18 protein-coding genes and 1 riboswitch are annotated in these 19,816 nt (G+C 74.7%); of the genes, 4 read left to right on the top strand and 14 right to left on the bottom strand.

Annotated elements, in window-relative coordinates:
• Positions 1-63: 63 nt before the first annotated feature.
• The 11 genes from aroB to EYB28_RS11315 all read right to left on the bottom strand — a co-directional run bounded on the left by aroB (position 64) and on the right by EYB28_RS11315 (position 11,761).
• A complete protein-coding gene (gene aroB / locus EYB28_RS11265; RefSeq protein ID WP_166847811.1) occupies positions 64-1,206 on the bottom strand; it encodes a 3-dehydroquinate synthase in 1,143 nt (380 codons plus the stop codon).
• On the bottom strand, positions 1,191-1,730 hold the full coding sequence (locus EYB28_RS11270) for a shikimate kinase (RefSeq protein ID WP_166847814.1): 540 nt from the start codon (positions 1,728-1,730) through the stop codon (positions 1,191-1,193). Before EYB28_RS11270 ends, aroB begins: the two co-directional genes overlap by 16 nt.
• A complete protein-coding gene (gene aroC / locus EYB28_RS11275) occupies positions 1,727-2,944 on the bottom strand; it encodes a chorismate synthase (RefSeq protein WP_166847817.1) in 1,218 nt (405 codons plus the stop codon). Before aroC ends, EYB28_RS11270 begins: the two co-directional genes overlap by 4 nt.
• Positions 2,945-3,085: 141 nt before the next feature.
• Positions 3,086-3,967, bottom strand: a complete 882-nt coding sequence (locus tag EYB28_RS11280; RefSeq protein WP_166847820.1) for a shikimate dehydrogenase — start codon at positions 3,965-3,967, stop codon at positions 3,086-3,088.
• Between the two features lies 1 nt (position 3,968).
• On the bottom strand, positions 3,969-5,123 hold the full coding sequence (gene mltG, locus EYB28_RS11285; protein ID WP_166847823.1) for an endolytic transglycosylase MltG: 1,155 nt from the start codon (positions 5,121-5,123) through the stop codon (positions 3,969-3,971).
• A gap of 63 nt (positions 5,124-5,186) precedes the next feature.
• Positions 5,187-5,714 carry a Holliday junction resolvase RuvX gene (ruvX, locus tag EYB28_RS11290; RefSeq protein ID WP_205710895.1) on the bottom strand — a complete coding sequence of 176 codons (528 nt, stop codon included), beginning with the start codon at positions 5,712-5,714 and terminating at the stop codon, positions 5,187-5,189.
• 7 nt (positions 5,715-5,721) lie between these two features.
• Positions 5,722-8,421 carry an alanine--tRNA ligase gene (alaS, locus tag EYB28_RS11295; RefSeq protein WP_166847829.1) on the bottom strand — a complete coding sequence of 900 codons (2,700 nt, stop codon included), beginning with the start codon at positions 8,419-8,421 and terminating at the stop codon, positions 5,722-5,724.
• A 117-nt stretch (positions 8,422-8,538) separates the two neighbouring features.
• Positions 8,539-8,961: a hypothetical protein gene (locus EYB28_RS11300; protein ID WP_166847832.1), complete on the bottom strand. Its 423-nt coding sequence runs from the start codon at positions 8,959-8,961 to the stop codon at positions 8,539-8,541.
• The gene (locus EYB28_RS11305; protein WP_166847836.1) at positions 8,961-9,356 is read right to left on the bottom strand and encodes a DUF948 domain-containing protein; all 396 of its coding nucleotides are present in this window, start codon (positions 9,354-9,356) and stop codon (positions 8,961-8,963) included. The genes EYB28_RS11300 and EYB28_RS11305 overlap by 1 nt, the downstream gene beginning before the upstream one ends.
• Before the next feature lie 167 nt (positions 9,357-9,523).
• Positions 9,524-10,150 (bottom strand): 30S ribosomal protein S4, encoded by a 627-nt coding sequence (rpsD, locus tag EYB28_RS11310; RefSeq protein WP_166847838.1) that lies wholly within the window; start codon positions 10,148-10,150, stop codon positions 9,524-9,526.
• Positions 10,151-10,369: 219 nt separating this feature from the next.
• Positions 10,370-11,761 carry a replication-associated recombination protein A gene (locus EYB28_RS11315; protein WP_166847840.1) on the bottom strand — a complete coding sequence of 464 codons (1,392 nt, stop codon included), beginning with the start codon at positions 11,759-11,761 and terminating at the stop codon, positions 10,370-10,372.
• Between the two features lie 129 nt (positions 11,762-11,890).
• Here EYB28_RS11315 and EYB28_RS11320 point away from each other — a divergent pair, with 129 nt between their 5' ends.
• The 3 genes from EYB28_RS11320 to EYB28_RS11330 are packed head-to-tail and all read left to right on the top strand — an operon-like array spanning position 11,891 to position 15,029.
• Positions 11,891-12,586 (top strand): response regulator transcription factor, encoded by a 696-nt coding sequence (locus EYB28_RS11320; protein WP_166847842.1) that lies wholly within the window; start codon positions 11,891-11,893, stop codon positions 12,584-12,586.
• Between the two features lie 12 nt (positions 12,587-12,598).
• Positions 12,599-14,011: a HAMP domain-containing sensor histidine kinase gene (locus EYB28_RS11325; protein ID WP_166847844.1), complete on the top strand. Its 1,413-nt coding sequence runs from the start codon at positions 12,599-12,601 to the stop codon at positions 14,009-14,011.
• Between the two features lie 4 nt (positions 14,012-14,015).
• On the top strand, positions 14,016-15,029 hold the full coding sequence (locus EYB28_RS11330) for a TAXI family TRAP transporter solute-binding subunit (RefSeq protein WP_166847846.1): 1,014 nt from the start codon (positions 14,016-14,018) through the stop codon (positions 15,027-15,029).
• 25 nt (positions 15,030-15,054) lie between these two features.
• Here EYB28_RS11330 and galE read toward each other — a convergent pair whose 3' ends face one another.
• The 3 genes from galE to aspS all read right to left on the bottom strand — a co-directional run bounded on the left by galE (position 15,055) and on the right by aspS (position 18,940).
• Positions 15,055-16,152, bottom strand: coding sequence for a UDP-glucose 4-epimerase GalE (galE, locus tag EYB28_RS11335; RefSeq protein ID WP_166847848.1), 1,098 nt, complete (start codon positions 16,150-16,152; stop codon positions 15,055-15,057).
• A 161-nt stretch (positions 16,153-16,313) separates the two neighbouring features.
• Positions 16,314-17,159, bottom strand: coding sequence for a GNAT family N-acetyltransferase (locus tag EYB28_RS11340; RefSeq protein WP_166847850.1), 846 nt, complete (start codon positions 17,157-17,159; stop codon positions 16,314-16,316).
• On the bottom strand, positions 17,156-18,940 hold the full coding sequence (gene aspS / locus EYB28_RS11345; RefSeq protein ID WP_166847852.1) for an aspartate--tRNA ligase: 1,785 nt from the start codon (positions 18,938-18,940) through the stop codon (positions 17,156-17,158). Before aspS ends, EYB28_RS11340 begins: the two co-directional genes overlap by 4 nt.
• A gap of 142 nt (positions 18,941-19,082) precedes the next feature.
• On the opposite strand from aspS, the gene EYB28_RS11350 reads away from it, so the two are divergent.
• Positions 19,083-19,553 carry a PPOX class F420-dependent oxidoreductase gene (locus tag EYB28_RS11350; RefSeq protein WP_166847854.1) on the top strand — a complete coding sequence of 157 codons (471 nt, stop codon included), beginning with the start codon at positions 19,083-19,085 and terminating at the stop codon, positions 19,551-19,553.
• Between the two features lie 112 nt (positions 19,554-19,665).
• Positions 19,666-19,786: riboswitch (TPP riboswitch) on the top strand.
• Positions 19,787-19,816: the final 30 nt, after the last annotated feature.

Below are 19,816 nucleotides of genomic sequence, written 5' to 3' on the forward strand. Positions count from 1 at the left end.
GTGGGTACGAAGATGGCGTGGATCTCGCCCGGATCCACGCCATCTTCGTACCCACAGCAGCAATCAGAGGCCGAGCTGGACCTGCACGCCGGGCCGGCCCGTCGGCGGTTCGGTGGAGATCTCCGCGTAGGCCGCCGCGAGGAGCGTCGGGTCGGGGCCCTCCAGCCGCACCGGCCGCGCCACGTCGTCCAGCACCACGAAACGCAGCAGGTCGCCCCGCGTCTTCTTGTCGCGCCGCATCGCGGACACGAGCTTGTCCCAGCGGTCGCCGCGGTACGTGGTGGGCAGCCCCAGCGACTCCAGGATCGCGCGGTGGCGGGCGACGACGGCGTCGTCCAGCTTGCCGCCCAGGCGCCCCAGCTCCGCCGCGAAGACCATCCCCACGGCCACAGCGGCCCCGTGGCGCCACTGGTACCGCTCGGTGAGCTCGATGGCGTGGCCCAGCGTGTGCCCGTAATTGAGGATCTCCCGCAGCCCCTGCTCGGTGAGGTCCTCCCCCACGACGCGCGCCTTGACCCGGATCGAGCGCTCCACGAGCTCGGCGACGACGTCCCACGTGGCCTCCGCCGCGTCCGCGCCCTGCCAGCCGTGCAGCTCGGCCGCGTGCTCCTCGACGAGCTCGAGGATGCGCTCGTCCGCGATGAAGCCCGTCTTGACGACCTCCGCCATGCCCGCGACCAGGTCCCACCGGTCCAGGGACTCCAGCGCCGCGAGGTCGCACAGCACACCGGCCGGCGGGTGGAACGCCCCCACGAGGTTCTTGCCCTCGGCCGTGTTGATGCCGGTCTTGCCGCCGACGGCGGCGTCGACCATCGCCAGCAGCGTGGTCGGCATGTGCACCACGCGGATGCCGCGCAGCCACGTGGCCGCGACGAACCCGGCGAGATCCGTCGTCGCACCGCCCCCGACGGACACGACCGCGTCCGAGCGGGTGAAGTCCGCCTGCCCCAGGACCTGCCAGCAGAACGCCGCGACCTGCGCCGTCTTCTGCTCCTCGGCGTCCGGCAGCTCGACGGCGAACGCCTCGTAGCCCTGCTCCTTGAGGTCGGCGCGCACCGCCTCGCCCGTGGCGGACAGAGACGCGGGGTGCATCACCAGCACCCGCCGCACGCCGTCGCCGAGCATGCCCGGCAGCTCGCCGAGCAGGTGGCGGCCCACCACCACGTCGTACGGGGCGTCCCCGTTCACGGTCACGCGGACCGGCATGCCTGTACCTCCTGAAGAACCTCGTCGGCGACCTGCTGCGGGTCGCGCTCGTCGGAGACCACGTGGACCGTGGCCAACCGTTCGTAGGTAGGGCGCCGGGCCGCCATGAGCTCCGCCCAGCGCGCCCGGGGGTTGCCGACCAGCAGCGGGCGGGACTGGTTGAACCCCACGCGCGGCGCCGCGTGCGCCAGCGACACGTCGAGGAACACGACCACCCCGCCGGCCGCCGCGTACCCCTCGATGGCGCGCTGCGTGTGGGGGTCCATGACGGCGCCGCCGCCGAGCGCGAGCACCCCGGCGTGGTGCGCCAGGGCCGTGGTCACGGCCTCCCGCTCGAGCGCGCGGAACGCCGGCTCGCCGTCGGTCACGAAGATCTCCGGCACCGACTTGCCCGCCGTCTGCTCGACGTCGGCGTCGGTGTCCCGGAACGCCACGTCCCAGCGGTCGGCCAGCAGCCGACCGATCGTCGTCTTCCCGCTGCCGGGCGGGCCGACGAGGACCACCACGGGCGTCCCGGCCGTCATCGCAGCAGCTCCGGGATCGCGCCCCGGTACGCCTCGGCGTTCCGCCGCACCTCCGCCACGGAGTCGCCGCCGAACTTCTCGACGGCGGCCTGGGCGAGCTCGAGCGCGACCATCGCCTCGGCGACCACGGCCGCGGGGGGCACCGCGCACACGTCGGAGCGCTGGTGGTGCGCCGTCACCGCCTCGCCCGTCGCGACGTCGACGGTCGCGAGCGCGCGCGGCACGGTCGAGATCGGCTTCATCGCCGCCCGCACCCGCACCACCTCGCCGTTCGACATGCCGCCCTCGATGCCCCCGGCCCGGTTGGACCGTCGGGTGATCCGCCCGTGGGCGTCGCGCTCGATCTCGTCGTGCGCGGCCGAACCGCGCCGACGCGCCGTGCGGAAGCCGTCGCCGACCTCGACGCCCTTGATCGCCTGGATCCCCATGAGCGCGGCGGCGAGCCGGGCGTCGAGCCGACGGTCGCCCGACACGTAGGACCCGAGCCCCGACGGCACGTCGTAGGCGAGGACCTCCACCACGCCGCCGAGCGTGTCGCCGTCCTTGCGGCAGGCGTCGATCTCCTCGACCATCGCCGCGCTCGTCGTCGCGTCGAAGCAGCGCACCGGGTCCGCGTCGAGCGCGGCCGAGTCCTCCGGCCGCGGCAGGTCCGCGCCCTCGGGCACCTCGACCGGCCCGATCGCCACCACGTGGGAGACGAGGCGCACCCCGAGCGCCTGCTCGAGGAACTTCGCCGCGGCGACACCCAGCGCGACGCGCGTCGCCGTCTCGCGGGCCGACGCCCTCTCCAGCACCGGGCGGGCGTCGTCGAAACCGTACTTGCGCATGCCCACGAGGTCCGCGTGCCCTGGGCGCGGGCGCGTCAGCGGGCGGTTGCGCGCGATCTCGCGCTCGTCGCCCGTGCCCGCGTCCACCAGCAGCGCCTCGCGCGCGACCGGGTCGGGCGACATCACGTCCGTCCACTTGGGCCACTCGGTGTTGCCGATCTCGATGGCCAGCGGCCCACCCTGGGTGACACCGTGCCGCAGGCCGCCGAGGATGCGCACCTCGTCCTTCTCGAACTTCATCCGCGCGCCCCGGCCGTAGCCGAGCCGGCGCCGTGCCAGCGCGTCCTGCACGTCGGCGGTGACGAGCTCCACCCCGGCGGGCAGCCCCTCCATCACCCCGACCAGGGCCTGACCGTGCGACTCCCCCGACGTGATCCAGCGCAGCATGGGTCCGATTGTTCCACGCCGGCGGCGGGCCCCGGACCGTGCGGCCGCAGTACGGACGACACCCCCGCACGCCCGACGCGCGGGCCTCGGGGGCAGGTCAGCGGGCCGGGCGGGACCCGGCACGCCGGCGAGCCGCGGGCCTCACGCCGCGGGAGCCGCGAGCTCGCCCGCCAGCGCGGCGTCCATCGCCGCGACCGGTGCGGGCCGTCCCGTCATCAGCCGCACCTGCTCGACCGCCTGGTGCAGCAGCATCCGCTCGCCGCCCACGACGACGCCGCCCGCCGTCGCCCAGGCGCGGGACAGCGCCGTGGGGCGCGGGTCGTACACCACGTCCAGGAGCACGCCCGACGGCGTGGCGCCGCGCGCACCCAGCGCCGCAGCCACGGGGTCGGCCGCGTAGGCCGGCATCGTGGACACCACCACGTCGGCGTCCTGCAGGACGCGCAGGGAGGCGGTGGCGTCCAGCACCTCGAACCGCGGCGAGACGCCCATGCGGGCCGCCGCCTCCTGCAGCGCGCCGGTGCGCCCGAGCGAGCGCACGAGCACGCGCGGCGCCGTGCAGCCCAGCTCCCCGAGCGCCGCGAGCGTCGAGGACGCCGTCGCGCCGCCGCCGAGGACGACCGCGCTCGCCGCCGTGGCCTCCGGCCCGCGGCCCTGCGCCACGAACCCCTCGCGCAGGGCGGCCACCAGGCCGTACACGTCCGTGTTCGTGCCGGTGAGGCTCACGCCGTGCTGCGCGGTGCCGACGAGCACCGTGTTCACGGCGCCGACGGCCCGCGCCAGCGGGTCCACGTGGTCCATCAGGTCGATGATCGCCTGCTTCAGCGGCATCGTCACGCTGAGCCCGGCCCAGCCGGCGTCCAGCCCCCGCACGAGCGCGGGGAGCTGTTCGACGGTAGTGTCGATCGCCGAGTAGCGCCAGCCGTCCAGGCCGAGCGCGTCGTAGGCGGCCGTGTGCAGCGCGGGCGACAGCGAGTGCGCCACCGGGTGGCCCAGCACCGCGGCGCGTCGGGAGACGGTCATCTCAGTACCCGTTCTCCTCTTCCCACGCCCGGAGCTCCTCGACGTTCTGCTGGTGCTCGCCGAACGTCGACGCGAACTTGGTCTCGCCCGACTCGAGGTTCACCGTCACCCAGAAGAGCCAGTCGCCGTCGGCCGGGGCGGCCGTCGCCTCGATGGACGCGGCCCCCGGGTTGGCGATCGGGCCCGGCGGGAGCCCCTCGTGCACGTACGTGTTGTACGGGTTCTCCGGGTCCCTGGTGTCGTCCCGCGTCAGCTCCGTCCCGGAGATCCCCAGCCCGTACGCCACCGAGGCGTCGATCTGGAGCGGCATGTCGGAGTCGAGGCGGTTCTCGATGGCCCGCGCGATCTTGGGGCGGTCCTCGTCGTGCTTGCCCTCACGCTCCACGAGCGAGGCCTCGATCAAGGTGCTCTCCCAGTCCGACTCGGGCACCCCCGCGTCCTGGAGCTCGGTCTTCGTCTGCTTCACCATCGCCGACAGCAGGTCGACCGCACCGTCGCCGGGCTGCACGCTGTACGTCTTGGGGAACAGCCAGCCCTCGGCGTCGCCGTCGGCCGACTTCGGCAGGCCGATCTTCTTCGGCTTGTCCAGGGCGGCCTCGAGCTCCTCGCGCGTGATCGGCGTGACGGAGGCGACGCGGTCCACGATCTGCTCGACCGTGTACCCCTCCGGGATCGTGACGTCGGTCTGGACCTTCTCGTTCTTCACGAGCGCGGCCACGGCGTCGGACGCCTTCATCTGGCTGAGCAGCTGGTAGGTGCCCGGCTGGATGCCGGCGGCGGCCGGGTTCTCACCGAAGGCCTGGGTGAACGCCTCGGCGCTCGCCACGACGTCGGCCTCCGCCAGCACGGTCGCCATCTGCCCGCCGGTCGCCCCCTCGGGGATGACGACCTGCACGGGCTCGCCACCGGGGCCGGGATAGTCCTCGGCCTGGCTGCCGAGGAACGGCAGGTCGCCGGCCAGGTCGCCGAGCCGGTCCCAGAGCAGATAGCCGCCCGCGCCCACGAGGCCGAGGACGACGACCATGACGACGGCGGTGCGCTGCCGGCGGCGGCGCCGGCGCTTCGCCTTCGCCCGGCGGCTCGCCGACGAGCGGCTCCGCGAGGGCGGCGGCGACTCGGCCTGCCGCAGGGCGGGGTGCTCGAAGAGGTCCGTCACGCCGGAATCATCCTTGTCCGAGGGCATGTGTGGTGGTCACGGGGTCGGTCGCTGTCGCGGGGGTCATCGTCCCGCCTCACGCACCTCGACGAGCTCACCGGCGCGCTCCCTGGCCGCCCGCTCCGCGTCGAGTGCAGATTGCAGAATGATAACGGCTGCGGCCTGGTCCACGACAGACCGGTGCTTCTTCGTCTTCCGGCCCGCCTGGCGCAGCTGGGCGTGCGCCGACACCGTCGTCATGCGCTCGTCCACGAGACGCACCTCGACCGGCGCCACCGCCGCCGCGAGGCGACCCGCGAACTCGCGGGCGTCGGCGGTCGCCGCGCCCTCCGAGCCGGACAGGTGCCGGGGCAGCCCCACGTACACGACGGCCGCGAGCCGCTCGGAGACCTCCTGCGCGATCCGGGCGACGTCGGCCGTGACCGCCGGCGCGCCGGCCGTGCCCGCGGGCACCTCCAGCACGCGCGGCACGGTCTCCACCGGCGTCGCCACGAGCCCGTCCGGGTCGCTGCCGGCCAGCCCGATCCGGGCCTTGCCGACGTCCACACCGAGGCGCGCACCGCGCGGCAGGTCCTCCACCGCGGTGCTCACCGCCGGCTCACGCCCCCGCACGCGCCGCGCGGACGCCGTCGACGACGCCGGCCAGGGCCCCGGGCAGCGCGGCCGCGTCGGTACCGCCACCCTGGGCGAGGTCCGGCTTGCCGCCGCCCCCGCCGCCGAGGGCCTTCGCCGCGCTCTTCACGAAGTCGCCCGCACGCAGGCCGGCATCCCGGGCGCCGGCGTTCGTCGCCACGACGACGAGCGGCCGCCCGCCGGCCACGCCCCCGACGGCGACGAGTGCCGGGTCGGCGTCGCCGAGACGGCCCCGCACGTCGAGCGCGAGGGCGCGCAGGTCGTCGGCCGAGGCCACCTCGCCGGCGTCGTGCGTCACGACGCGCACGTCACCGACCCGCGGCGCTTCCGCGGCCAGAGAACCGGCGGCCACGAGGAGCTGCGCCTGCCGCAGGCCCGCGAGCTCCTTCTCCGTCTCCTTGAGCCGCGACAGCAGCGACCCCACACGGTCGGCGAGCTCGTCCGGGCGGGCGCCCAGCAGGCCGGTCAGCTGGCCCACGAGGGCGTGCTCCTTGGCCTGGAACCCGTACGCGCCGTCGCCGACGAGCGCGTCGACGCGCCGCACGCCGGACCCGATCGACGACTCGCCGAGCAGCGCGACGCGCCCGACCTCGCCGGTCGCCCCCACGTGGGTCCCGCCGCACAGCTCGCGCGACCAGTCACCGCCGATCGACACGACGCGCACGCGGTCGCCGTACTTCTCGCCGAACAGCGCCATCGCGCCCTGCGCCTTCGCCTCGTCGAGCGACATGACGGCGTCCGTCACCTCGAGGTTCTCGGCGAGCCGCGTGTTGACCCGCTCCTCGATCTCCCCCAGCGCGGAGGAGTCGACCGCGGTCGGCGAGCGGAAGTCGAACCGCACGCGGCTCGGAGCGTTCTCGGACCCGGCCTGCGTGCGGTCGGGACCGACCATCTCGTGCAGGGCCTTGTGGATCATGTGGGTCGCCGAGTGGGCGCGGCTGATGGCCACGCGCCGGTCGACGTCGATGCTGGCCAGGCCCTTGTCGTCGAGCGCGACCGTGCCCTCGACCAGGCGCCCGCGGTGCACGGACAGCCCCTTGATCGGGCGCTGCACGTCGTCGACCTCGACGATGGCGCCACCGTCGAGCACGATCGTGCCCTGGTCGGCGAGCTGCCCGCCCGCCTCCGCGTAGAACGGCGTCCGGTCGAGCACGACCTCCACCGCGGCGGGGGCGGTCGCGGCCGGGGCGGGCCCGCCGTCCACGAGGAGGCCCGCGACCCGCACCGTGGCCTGAGTGTCGGTGTAGCCGAGGAACTCGACCTCGCGGGTCAGGTCCTTCGACAGGGTCTCGTAGGCGCGCAGGTCCGCGTGCCCCGTCTTCTTGGCCAGGGCGTCCGCGCGGGCGCGCTGCTTCTGCTCCGCCATGAGGTCGCGGAACGCCTTCTCGTCGACCTGCACGCCCTGCTCGCCGGCCATCTCCAGCGTGAGGTCGATCGGGAAGCCGTAGGTGTCGTGCAGCCGGAACGCCTCGGCCCCGGCGAGCACCGGCGTCCCGCCCTCGGAGGCCGAGCGCACCTTGCGCACGGCCGTGTCGAGGATGGTGGTGCCGGCGGCCAGGGTGCGGCGGAAGGCGTCCTCCTCCGCGTACGCCACGTCGCTGATGCGGCCGAACTCGGCGTCGAGCTCCGGGTAGGAGGCCTTCATGAGGTCCTTCGACACGGGCAGCAGCTCGGGCAGGGCGACGGCGTCGACCCCCAGCAGGCGCACGGCGCGCACGGCCCGGCGGATGAGCCGGCGCAGCACATAGCCACGGCCCTCGTTGGACGGGCGCACACCGTCCCCGATGACCATGAGCGACGACCGCACGTGGTCGGCGATCACGCGCATGCGCACGTCGTCCTCGGCGTCCGCCCCGTAGCGCTTGCCCGTCATCTCCTCCACGCGGGCGATGACCGGGTAGACCTCGTCGATCTCGTAGAGGTTCTCCTTGCCCTGGAGCAGGTAGGCGATCCGCTCCAGCCCGGCGCCCGTGTCGATGCTCTTGTGCTCGAGCTCGCCCAGCAGCGGGTAGCTCTTGCCCTGGCCCTCGCCGCGGACGAACTCGTCGAAGACGAGGTTCCAGATCTCGAGGTACCGGTCACCGCCGGGGTCGACGGTGCCGCCGGCCGCCTCCGGCCCGTACGCGGGCCCGCGGTCGTAGTGCCACTCGGCGCACGGTCCGGCCGGGCCCGGCTGGCCCGTGTCCCAGAAGTTCTCCTCGCGCGGCAGGCGCACGATGTGCTTCGGGTCGAGCCCGACGCCCTTCGTCAGCGCCTCGTAGGCCTCGGCGTCCTGCTCCCAGATCGTCACCCACAGCCGGTCGCCGTCGAGCCCGTACCCGCCGGCGCCCTGCTCGGTCGTCAGGAGCTCCCACGCGAAGTCGATGGCCTCGCGCTTGAAGTAGTCGCCGAACGAGAAGTTGCCGTTCATCTGGAAGAACGTGCCGTGGCGCGTGGTGCGGCCCACGTTCTCGATGTCGTTCGTGCGGATGCACTTCTGCACGCTCGCGGCGCGCGGCCACGGCGCCTGCTCGGTGCCGAGGATGTACGGGATGAAGGGCACCATGCCCGCGATGGTGAACAGGATCGAGGGGTCGGGCGAGACCAGGGGCACGCTCGGCACGATCTCGTGGTCCTTGGAGGCGAAGTAGTCGAGCCAACGCTGACGGATCTCGGCGGTGCGCATGGTGTCCTTCGTGTGGTGTGACGGGCGGGGCCGGCCGGTGTCCGGTCCCTTCCCATTCTCCCGCCTTCGGGGAGCTGGTCTGAACGGAATTCGCGGTGCTGGCTCAGGGATGCTGGCTCAGAACGAGTAGCCGAGCCGTGCCTCGTCGTTGTCGGCGTCCCTGTCGACGTCCGTGTGGTCGCGCCTGTCGCCGGGCACCGCGCGCCAGGCGTCGGGCCGGGCCGCGTGCCGGGGACGGGCGCCGCGCCCGCCTGTGACGTCGCCGGGCCGCAGCCCGCTCGCGCGGACGTCGTCGGGGTCCGGCTGCCCCTCGGCCAGCAGGGCGGCAGTCAGCTCGACCTCGCGCCGGTCGCGCGCCCGCACGAACTCGCTCCGGAAGGCGCCCAGGAACGTCTCGGCCGTACGGCCGGCGTCCTGCGCGGCGCGCTCGGCACGGTCGACGACCGCCTGCGGGGTGTAGCGCAGCAGCACCTTGCGGCCCCGCTGGACGACGACGACGGTCGCCACGGCGCCGACGCCGACCCAGAACAGCCGGCGCATCAGCGGTCCGTCCCGCTCGCCGCGCCGTCGGCTCCCCCGCGCGCGCGGCGGGCGGCGCCCGCGAAGGCCTGGCGGACGCCGTACGAGAACGCCGCGACCTTCACCAGCGGGCGCCCCAGCGTCGCGGCGTACAGGCCGGTGAGCGCCGACACGTTCTCGCTCACCTGCGCGGCGGACGTCGTGATGGTGTCGACCTTCACGAGCTGGTCGTTCGTCGACGAGACGGTGGTGGCGGCCTCGTCCAGGATCGGCACGGAGTGCTCGGTGACCTCGCGGATGCTGCGGGTGGCCTCGTCGAACACGCGCCCCAGCTTCACCAGCGGGACGGCGAGCAGGCCCACCAGCAGCACGAACGCCACGGCCGCGATGAGCCCGGCGACGTCACCCACACTCATGAAGATCCACTCCTCCTACTCGGGCGCGAAAGACCCTGGTCACCCTATCCCGACCGGCCAGGCCGGAAGCCACGACGCCCCGCCCCCGACGCGCCCGACGAGGGACGACGGACGCCCCGCCCCCCGCACAGCGGGTGACGGGGCGTCCGGGGAGCCTCGACGGCGCGTCAGCGAGCGTAGAACTCGACGACGAGCTGCACGTCGCAGGTCACGGGGACCTCGGCGCGCTTGGGCGCGCGGGTCAGCGTGGCCGACAGCTTCTCCAGGCTGACGTCCAGGTAGCCCGGGACCGCCGGCAGCACGTCGCGGTGCGCACCCGCGGCGGCGACCTGGAACGGGGTCGTGGCCTGGGACTTCGGCTTGACCTGGATGGTCTGGCCCGGCTTCACGCGGAACGACGGGCGGTCCACGATCTTGCCGTCGACCAGGATGTGACGGTGGGTCACGGCCTGACGGGCCTGCAGGATCGTGCGGCCGAAGCCCGCGCGCAGCACGAGGGCGTCGAGGCGGGTCTCGAGGTCCTCGACCATGACCTCACCGGTCAGGCCCGGGTGCTTGCGGGAGTTCTCGTACACCTTGACGAGCTGCTTCTCGCGCAGCGCGTACTGGGCGCGCAGGCGCTGCTTCTCGCGCAGGCGGACGGCGTAGTCCGACTCGGTGCGACGGCGGGCGCGGCCGTGTTCACCCGGCGGGTACGGGCGCTTCTCGAAGTGGCGGACGGCCTTCGGCGTGAGCGGGAGGCCGAGCTTGCGGCTCAGGCGAACCTGGCGGCGCGACTTGGTGACAGCGGTCACTGTTGCTTCCTGTCCTGTGGTGATGGATGAGGTCACACCCGAGGCGACCGGGACCGGACGGGCCGGACCGGAGGTCGGGTGCGGGACCAGCCGACGGGGCGCTCGCGCGTCCACTCCAGGTGGCACGCCAACGCCCGCGGGGCCGAGGTCCCAGGCGGTAGCCGCGAAACGGCAACCGCAGCATCCTACCGCATCGGCGGGGCGTCGAGGGCCCGGCCCTCACGTCCGCGGTGCGTCCGCGAGGATCTCCCGGATCCGGTCCAGCCGCTCGCCGACCTGGCGCTCGAAGCCCCGGTCGCTCGGCGCGTAGTAGCGCCGCCCGTCCAGCTCGTCGGGAAGGTACCGCTGCGGCGCGACGGCGTGCGGGGCGTCGTGCGCGTACCGGTACCCGTCACCGTGCCCCAGCGCCGACGCGCCGGAGTAGTGGGAGTCCCGCAGGTGCGGGGGCACGACGCCTGCCTTGCCGGCCCGCACGTCGGCCAGGGCGGCGTCCACGCCGAGATAGGCGGCGTTCGACTTCGGGGCTGTCGCGAGGTGGACCACGGCCTCGGCGAGCACGATCCGCCCCTCCGGCATGCCGATCAGCTGGACGGCCTGCGCCGCGGCCACGGCGGTCTGCAGCGCCGACGGGTCGGCCATCCCGACGTCCTCGGCCGCGGAGATCACCAGCCGGCGGGCGATGAAGCGCGGGTCCTCCCCCGCCGCGACCATTCGCGCGAGGTAGTGCAGGGCCGCGTCCACGTCCGAGCCGCGGATCGACTTGATGAACGCCGAGACCACGTCGTAGTGCTGGTCGCCGTCCCGGTCGTAGCGCACCGCGGCGACGTCGACCGCCCGCTCGATCGTGTCCAGGTCGAGCGTGACGGGGTCCCCGCCGCCCCCCGACGGCTCGTCGGCCAGCGCGGCCCCCGCCGCGGCCTCGAGGATCGTCAGCGCCTTGCGGGCGTCGCCGCCTGCCATGCGCAGGAGCTGCTCCTCGGCGTCGGCCGCGAGCTCGACCGCTGCGCCCAGGCCACGCTCGTCGACCACGGCACGGCGCACCAGCGCGCGGACGTCGTCGGTCGTCAGCGGCTTGAGGGTGAGCAGCAGGGACCGGCTCAGCAGGGGCGAGTTGACGGAGAAGGACGGGTTCTCCGTGGTGGCCGCGACCAGGGTCACCCACCGGTTCTCGACGCTCGGCAGCAGGGCGTCCTGCTGCGTCTTGGAGAACCGGTGCACCTCGTCGATGAACAGGACGGTCTCCTCGCCGCCGACGAGCCGCCGGCGTGCGTCCTGGACCACCTGCCGGACGTCCTTGACGCCGGCGGTCACCGCGGACAGCTCCACGAACCTGCGGCCGGAGGCGGTGGCGACGAGGTAGGCCAGCGTCGTCTTGCCCACCCCCGGCGGCCCCCACAGGATGACCGACCCGGGCGCCGCGCGGCGGGCGGCCTCGTCCGCGGGCTGCACCAGCCGCCGCAGCGGCGAGCCCGCCACGAGCAGGTGCTCCTGACCGGCCACCTCGTCGAGGGTGGCGGGCCGCATACGCACGGCCAGCGGGGCTCCCGGACCGGGACGCGTGGTCACCGGGGTTCCGTGCTCACCGGTGGTCACGGTCTCGAACAGGTCCATGGTCCCCAGCCTACGGACCGGGTACGACAGCGCTGCGACACGGGCCTGGCCGGCGCGGACGTGACGCGACCGCGCGCCGGACCTCCGCTACTCTCGCGTGGCGGACGCGTCGAGAGTGAGGTGGGACACGTGCAGCTGCTCGTGGTCGAGGACGACCAGCACGTGGCCGCTGCCCTCGTCTCGGTGCTGCGCCGCCACGGGTTCGACGTCGTGCACGCCCCGGACGGCGCCACCGCGATCGGCGCTCTCGGGCCGCGCACCGACCTGGTGCTGCTGGACCTGGCGCTGCCCGACCTCGACGGGTTCGAGGTGTGCCGCCGCATCCGCGCGGTCTCCGAGGTCCCCGTCATCATGGTGACGGCACGCACCCAGCTCGACGCGCGGGTCCGCGGCCTGCGCATGGGGGCCGACGACTACGTCACCAAGCCGTACGACCTGCCGGAGGTGCTCGCCCGCATCGACGCCGTCCTGCGGCGCGGGCGGGCGCGCGAGCGGGACGCGCACGGCGACTCCCCCCGGGTGGACGTGCCCCCGTTCACCGTCGACCTCGCGGCCCGGGAGGTCCGGGGCCCCGACGGCGCCCCGGTCCCCCTGTCGCTCAAGGAGTTCGACCTCCTCGCGCTGCTGTCCCGGAACGCCGGCGTCGCCCTGCCCCGCGAGCAGATCCTGCGGGACGTGTGGGGGTCGAGCTGGAAGGGCCTCGGGCGCACCCTGGAGGTGCACGTCGCCTCCCTGCGGCGCAAGCTCGCCGACGCCGCCGCCGGCGGGTCCGACGTCGTCCAGACCGTGCGAGGCGTGGGCTACCGCGTCTCCGCGGCGCGCTGAGGGGGCCCGCTCGTGCGCACCCGGCTCGCCGTCATCCTGTACGTCCCCCTGCTGCTGGTGCTGACCGTCGTCGGCGCCGCCTACGCGGTGAGCGTGGCGCGCGCCGACCAGCAGGCCGTCTACCTGGACCGGCTGGCGGACACGAGCTACCTCGCCATCACCGCGCGCCAGTCGCTCGCGGCCGACGACCCGGCCATCGTGTCCGGCGACCTGGGGCGGTACCAGCAGGTCTACGGGATCGACGCGGCGGTGCTCGACCAGGCGGGCACCACGTGGGCCACCAACGGGCTGGACGTCGCGCAGGTCGACGAGCGCGTGGCCGCGCTGGCCGGGCGGCGCAGCGAGCTGCGCACGGGCCTGCTGCCGTGGACGGTGCAACGGGTGGTGGTGGCCGAGCCCGTCTTCGACGGCGGCGACCTCGTGGGTGCCGTCGTCACCGTGTCGGACTCCCAGGACCTCTCGCGCGGGGTGTGGCTGAGCTGGGGCGTGCTCGTGGCGGCCGGCCTCGTGCTGTGCCTGCTGGTGGTCGTCGTCGCCCACCGCACCGCCGGGTGGGTGCTGCGCCCGGTGGGCGCCGTCGACGCCGCGATGGCCCAGATCGGCGCCGGGCGGCTCGACGCCCGCATCCCCCCGGCCACCGGCCCGCCGGAGCTGCGTGCCGTCGTGGCACGGTTCAACGAGATGGCGGCACGCGTCGAGCACCTCATGCACCGCCAGCAGGACTTCGTGCACAACGCGTCGCACGAGCTGCGCAACCCCCTCAACGCCCTCATGCTCCGCATCGAGGACCTCTCCCTCACCGTGCCGCCGGAGAACGCCGACGAGGTCGCGCACGTGCGGGCCGAGGCCGCTCGGATGCGCAGCATCCTCGACGCACTGCTGCTCCTGGCCGACGACGTGGACCAGGGCTCCGGGGTGCGCCCCGTGGACGTCGCCGACCTCGTGGCGCGCCGCGTCGACTCGTGGCGCATGCTCGCCCCCGACCATCCCCTGGTCCTCACTTCCCCGGACGCGGCGCGGTGGGCGAGGGCCGACCGCACGGCGCTCGAGTGCGCGGTCGACGCCGTGATCGACAACGCCGTGAAGTTCGCGCCCCCCGGCGAGCCGATCGAGGTGTCCGTCTCCGGGCCGCCGGCAGGGCGGGCGGACGAGCGCGCGGACGGCGTCGTGGAGGTGGCGGTGCGCGACCACGGCCCCGGCGTCCCTCCGGGCCAGCTCGCGCTGCTCACCGAGCGGTTCTGGCGCGGGCCGGAGCACTCGGCCGTGCGCGGGTCGGGCCTGGGGCTCGCGATCGCCTCCGAGCTGCTCGCGACCGGCGACGGCGAGGTCCGCCTCGAGCTGCCCGACGACGGCGGCCTGCGGGTGCGCCTGCGGGTGCCGCACCTGCACCCGCCCACCGACGACCCGCACCCCCTGGAGGGCTGACCCCGTGCCACCGTCCCCGTCCCGCCGGCCGGCCCCGCGCCGGGCGCGGCTCGTCACGCTCGCCGCCGCGGCCCTGGCCGTCGCGGTCGCCGCCGTGCTGGTGGTCTCCGGAGCCCTCGGCGCCCGGCACGACGACCCCTGGGAGGGCGCAGCGCCGGAGCGCCTGACGATCGCGACCGGCGGCACCTCCGGGATCTACCACGGGTACGGCGTCGCCGTCGGGGACGTGCTCACGGAGCGCCACGGCATCCCCGTGGAGATCGCCGAGTCGGGCGGCTCGGTCGAGAACCTGCAGCGGCTCGCGGACGGCTCGGCGCAGGTGGCGTTCAGCGCCGCGGACGCCGTCGCGGACGCCGTCGCGGGCCGCGGGAGCTTCGACGAGCCCGTCGAGGTGAGCGCCCTGGCCCGTGTCTACGACGACTTCGTGCACCTCGTGGTGCCGGCCGGCTCGTCGATCCGGTCCATCGAGGACCTGCGCGGGCGGACCGTGTCCCTCGGCGCGCCGGGGTCGGGCACGGCGCTCATCGCCCACCGCCTCCTCGACGTGGCGGACGTCCCCGTCGACCGGATCGACGTCCGCGACCTGGACCTCGGCCGGTCGATCGCCGCCCTCGGGTCCGGCGACGTCGACGCGTTCTTCTGGTCCGGCGGCCTGCGCACGCCGGGCCTCACCGACCTCGCGGCCGAGACGCCGATCCGCCTGGTCCCGCTGGGCGACCTCGTGGAGGCGATGCGCGAGCGTCACGGCGGGGGCTACCGGCACGGCATGGTGCCGCAGGGCATGTACGGCGCGAACGACGAGGTGGCGACCCTCGCGGTGCCGAACTTCCTCGTGGTCCCCACCGACATGCCGGAGCCGGTCGCGCGGACCCTCGTGGCCACCCTCTTCGACGCCCGCTCGCAGGTGGCGCGCACGGTCCCGGCGGCCGCCCACCTGGACCGGGCCCGGGCGATCTTCACCGAGCCCGTCGGCCTGCACCCGGGGGCGCTGCGGTACTACCGGGAGACCAAGGAGTGAGGCGGCGCGGTGCCGGGGCCCCGCGTCACGCCCCGTAGGGCTGCGTGGCCGCGCCCACGAGGCGCAGCCGGTGACCGACCCCGCCGCGCCACGGGCGCTCGGTGCCCAGGGTGCCCGGGTAGCCGGTGGGGTTGCGCACCTGCCAGCGCCAATGGTCCGTGCACACGTCGACGAGGCTGCGTGCCGGGCGCCACCCGAGCTCGTCCTCCGCCAGGGACGGGTCCGCGTACGCCACCGCCACGGTGTCGTCCGGGGCCTCCGCGAGCCGGAACGGCACACGGCGCCCGGAGACGGACTCGAAGGTGCGCACCAGCTCGAGCACGCTGACCGGGCGCCCGGAGCCCGCGTTCCAGACCGAGAACGGGGGGCCGGGCTCGCCGAGGACGTCGAGCGCGGCGACGAACGCCTCGGCCAGGTCGTCCACGTGCACGTAGTCCCGCATCGGCGTGCCGTCGGGCGTCGGGTGGTCGCCGCCGTGCACGTCGAGCCGGTCCCGCAGCCCGAGCGCGACCTGCCCGACCATGCCCAGCAGGCTCCCGGTCCGCACCGGGTGCTCCCCGATCGTGCCCGACGGGTGCGCCCCGGCCGGAGTGAAGCAGCGCAGCACGCCGACCCGCATGCCCCGCTGCGAGCGCGCCACGTCCGCCAGCACCTGCTCGGTCATGAGGGCCGTCCGGCCGAACGGGGACTGCGCCCCCGGGCCGTGGTCCTCGGCCGACGGCACCTCGGCGGCCGTACCGTAGACGGCCGACGACGACGCCGCGACGAGCCGCCGCACGCCGTACCAGACCATGCAGCGCAGCAGCGTGAACGTGGCGCCGAGGTTGGTCTCGTAGTAGTCGAGCGGGCCGTGGGCACGGTGGCCGACGGGCCGACGTCCCGCCAGGTGCACGACCGCCGACACACGCTCGGTGTCGAAGATCCGCTCGAGGGCGTCGATGTCGGCCACGTCGGCCACGTGCAGCGGGATCCGGCGCCCGGTGAGGATCTCGGCCCGCGACACCGCGGCGGAGCTTCCCGTGGAGAGGTCGTCGACCACCACCACGTCGTGCCCCGCCTGCGCGAGCGCCACCACCGTGTGAGACCCGACGTACCCCGCGCCTCCGGTCACCAGGATGCGCATCGTCGACCTCTCACCTCAACTCACCTCGACCGACCGGTCCGCCGACGACGACGCCCCCCGACGTCGTCGTCGCACCGCCATCATGGCGGGAACGGTGCGCCGGGCGACACCGACTTGAGGTGGACCAGAGGAAGCCGGCCGTGCGGCCCGGACGGGCCGGCTCAGGCGCGCCAGCTCTCGAAGTCCTGCCCGAGGACGAACCCGAGGCGCCGGTACACGCGCAGGGCGGCGGCGTTGTGCGCGTACACGCCGAGGGTGACCGCGCCGGTCTCGGCCACGCCGGCGCGGGCCGCCACCGCGGTCGCCGCCCCCGCCAGGCCCCTGCCGCGCCACGCGGGGTCCGTGCCGATGGAGCCCAGCACCCACGGCTGCCCGGGCACCCGCCGGGACGCACCGCACACCGCGCGCGCCCGGCCGTCGTCGTCGAGCCAGCCCCACCAGCGCGACCGCGGCTCGTCCGGGTCGAGCTCCCCGCCCGGGTTCGCCACGGCGAGGCAGTCGGCGGCGACCGACCGGCCGGCGTCGCCGACCAGCTCGGTGACCCGCTCGCCGCCGTCCGGCACCGGCACGGGCTCCGACACGGAGAACCAGTCCCAGGAGTTCACCGGGTCGTGCAGGAACGGCGCGGGGACGGCGAGCCCGTGCTCGGCCGCCGCGCGGCGCACGGCCGCGTGGGTGCCGCGCGGCACCGACGTGCGCACCACGGGGGCGAGCCGGTCCGCGGCCTGCAGCAGCAGGCGCGCCGCACCGGCCGGTGAGCCGACCGCCAGCAGGCTGTGGCCGGCGTCGTCGACCTCCACGGCGAGGGTGTGCTGGCTCCACCGCCAGGCGTCCGTACGCTCGCGCCAGCGCAGCCGCACCAGCAGGGCGTCGTCGTCGAACCAGACGTGGCTGGCGTCCCACCCGGGCCGCACGTTCTCGGCGGCCACCACCGGGTGGCGCGCCCACCGCGGCGGGAGCGTCACCCCGGCGAGGGCGACGCTCCCGGCGCCGTGCGCGGCGGTCACGCCTGCCGCGCCTCCGGTGGGGCGTCGACCCCGGCCTCCTTGCGCTGCTCGGGGGTGATGGGCGCCGGTGCGTCCGTGAGCGGGTCGTAGCCGCCGCCCGACTTCGGGAACGCGATGACGTCGCGGATCGACGGCGCGCCCGCGAGCAGGCCCGCGATGCGGTCCCAGCCGAACGCGATGCCGCCGTGCGGCGGGGCGCCGAACTTGAACGCCTCGAGCAGGAAGCCGAACTTCTCCGCCGCCTCGTCCGGAGCGATGCCCATGACGTCGAACACGCGCTCCTGGACGTCGCGGCGGTGGATACGGATGGAGCCGCCGCCGATCTCGCTGCCGTTGCACACGATGTCGTAGGCGTACGCCAGAGCGGCACCCGGGTCGGACTCGAAGGAGTCCAGCCACTCGGGCTTCGGGGAGGTGAACGCGTGGTGCACGGCGGTCCAGGCGGAGTGCCCGACCGCGACGTCGTCGTCCTCGCCCGTGGGCTTGAACAGCGGCGCGTCCACGACCCACACGAACGACCACGCGTCGTCGCCCTCCAGCCCGTCGAGCTGGCCCGTGCGCTCCGCGATCTCCAGACGCGCCGCACCCAGCAGGGCGCGGGACGCCGCCGTCTTGCCCGCGGCGAAGAACACCGCGTCGCCGGGCTGCGCGCCGGTGGCGGCGGCCAGGCCCTCGCGCTCGGCGTCGGACAGGTTCTTGGCCACGGGCCCGCCGAGGGTGCCGTCCTCGGCGTAGGTGACGTACGCGAGGCCCTTGGCGCCGCGCTGCTTGGCCCACTCCTGCCAGGCGTCGAACTGGCGGCGGGGCTGCGACGCCCCGCCCGGCATGACGACGGCGCCGACGTACTCGGCCTGGAACACCCGGAACGGGGTGTCGGCGAAGTAGTCGGTGAGCTCGACCAGCGGGTTGCCGAACCGCAGGTCCGGCTTGTCCGTGCCGTACAGGCGCATGGCGTCGGCGTAGGTCATGCGCTGGATCGGCGTCGGGACCTGCACGTCGACGAGCTTCCAGATCTCCGCGAGCAGCTCCTCGGTCAGGGCGATGACGTCGTCCTGGTCGACGAAGCTCATCTCGACGTCGAGCTGGGTGAACTCCGGCTGCCGGTCGGCGCGGAAGTCCTCGTCCCGGTAGCAGCGCGCGATCTGGTAGTAGCGCTCCATGCCGCCGACCATGAGCAGCTGCTTGAACAGCTGCGGCGACTGCGGCAGCGCGTACCAGGACCCGGGCGCCAGACGGGCCGGCACCAGGAAGTCGCGCGCGCCCTCCGGCGTCGAGCGCGTCAGCGTCGGCGTCTCCACCTCGACGAAGTCGTGCGACTCCAGCACCCGGCGCGCCGCCTGGCTCAGCTTCGAGCGCAGCCGCAGCGCGTGCGCCTGGGAGGGACGGCGCATGTCGAGGTAGCGGTGCTTCAGGCGCGCCTCTTCCCCGATCGTCTCGGTTTCCGCAAGCGCCGTGGACACCTGGAACGGCAGGGGCGCCGACTCGTTGAGCACGACCACGTCGGACGCGACGACCTCGATCTCGCCCGTGGCGAGGTTCGGGTTGGCGTTCCCGTCCGGACGCTTGCCGACCTCGCCCGTCACCTGCAGCACGAACTCGGCGCGCAGCGGGTGCGCCACCTCCTCGTCGCGGATGACGACCTGGGCGATGCCCGAGGCGTCACGCAGGTCGATGAAGGCCACTCCCCCGTGGTCCCGGCGACGATCGACCCACCCGGTGAGGGTGACGGTCTGGCCGATGTGCTCGGCCCGCAGAGAGCCGGCCTGGTGGGTGCGGAGCACGGAGTGTCCTTTCGAACGGGTCGGGGTTCGCCGGTCGTCTCGCGCCGGCAGGGCGCCCACCAGCCGGTGGCGCGCCTGTGCGAGTCTAGTCGGTGCCGACACCCTGCCCACGAGCGAAATACGCACGACCTCGAGGAGACCCATGCCGCGCCGCATCGCCACCACCACCGCCGTCGACCGCGACGAGCTCGTGACGTTCCTGCGCTCGCGGCGCCACGGGATCCTGGTCACGACCCGGGCGGACGGCCGCCCCCAGACCAGCCCCGTCACGTACGGCATCGACGAGGCCGGGCGCGTGGTCGTCTCGACCTACCCGGAGCGCGCCAAGGTCCGCAACCTGCGCCGCCGGCCCCGGGTGTCGCTCCTCGCGCTGGGCGACGACTTCGACGACGCCTGGGTCCAGGTCGACGGCACCGCCGAGGTGCTGGACGTCCCCGAGGCCGTGGAGCCGCTCGTCGAGTACTACCGCGCCGCGGCCGGGAAGGAGCACCCGGACTGGGACGAGTACCGCGCCGCGATGGTGGAGCAGGGCAAGAGCGTCGTGCGGATCACCGTGGAGGACTGGGGGCCGGTCGCCACGGGCGGCTTCCCGGCGCGGCTGGCGGACGGCTGACGCGCCCGTCGCCTCCCGGGTGTGCGCGACGCGCGGCGACGGCGCCGGCTCGCCTGCCGAGACGAGCGCCTCGGAGTCTTGTGGGCGGCCACCAGAGGCTCTAGTGTCGCGGGCACAGCCCCCGGGGAGCGCCAGAGCGCTGAGAGTGCGGCCGGACGGACCTCGTCTACCCGCAGACCCGTGGAACCTGATCTGGTTCGTGCCAGCGAAGGGAGCAGGGCGGTTCGTGCCGTCCCGCGTGTCGTCGTGCTCGCGCGACGGCG

The sequence above is a fragment of the Isoptericola sp. BMS4 genome, from assembly GCF_011634835.1.
Lineage (GTDB): Bacteria > Actinomycetota > Actinomycetes > Actinomycetales > Cellulomonadaceae > Isoptericola.

What these genes read in the sequence shown, in the direction of transcription:
- aroB (WP_166847811.1), bottom strand. Translation starts at nt 1,206, where the DNA reads ATGCCGGTCCGCGTGACCGTGAACGGGGACGCCCCGTACGACGTGGTG.
- EYB28_RS11270 (WP_166847814.1), bottom strand. Translation starts at nt 1,730, where the DNA reads ATGACGGCCGGGACGCCCGTGGTGGTCCTCGTCGGCCCGCCCGGCAGC.
- aroC (WP_166847817.1), bottom strand. Translation starts at nt 2,944, where the DNA reads ATGCTGCGCTGGATCACGTCGGGGGAGTCGCACGGTCAGGCCCTGGTC.
- EYB28_RS11280 (WP_166847820.1), bottom strand. Translation starts at nt 3,967, where the DNA reads ATGACCGTCTCCCGACGCGCCGCGGTGCTGGGCCACCCGGTGGCGCAC.
- alaS (WP_166847829.1), bottom strand. Translation starts at nt 8,421, where the DNA reads ATGCGCACCGCCGAGATCCGTCAGCGTTGGCTCGACTACTTCGCCTCC.
- EYB28_RS11300 (WP_166847832.1), bottom strand. Translation starts at nt 8,961, where the DNA reads ATGCGCCGGCTGTTCTGGGTCGGCGTCGGCGCCGTGGCGACCGTCGTC.
- EYB28_RS11305 (WP_166847836.1), bottom strand. Translation starts at nt 9,356, where the DNA reads ATGAGTGTGGGTGACGTCGCCGGGCTCATCGCGGCCGTGGCGTTCGTG.
- EYB28_RS11315 (WP_166847840.1), bottom strand. Translation starts at nt 11,761, where the DNA reads ATGGACCTGTTCGAGACCGTGACCACCGGTGAGCACGGAACCCCGGTG.
- galE (WP_166847848.1), bottom strand. Translation starts at nt 16,152, where the DNA reads ATGCGCATCCTGGTGACCGGAGGCGCGGGGTACGTCGGGTCTCACACG.
- EYB28_RS11350 (WP_166847854.1), top strand. Translation starts at nt 19,083, where the DNA reads ATGCCGCGCCGCATCGCCACCACCACCGCCGTCGACCGCGACGAGCTC.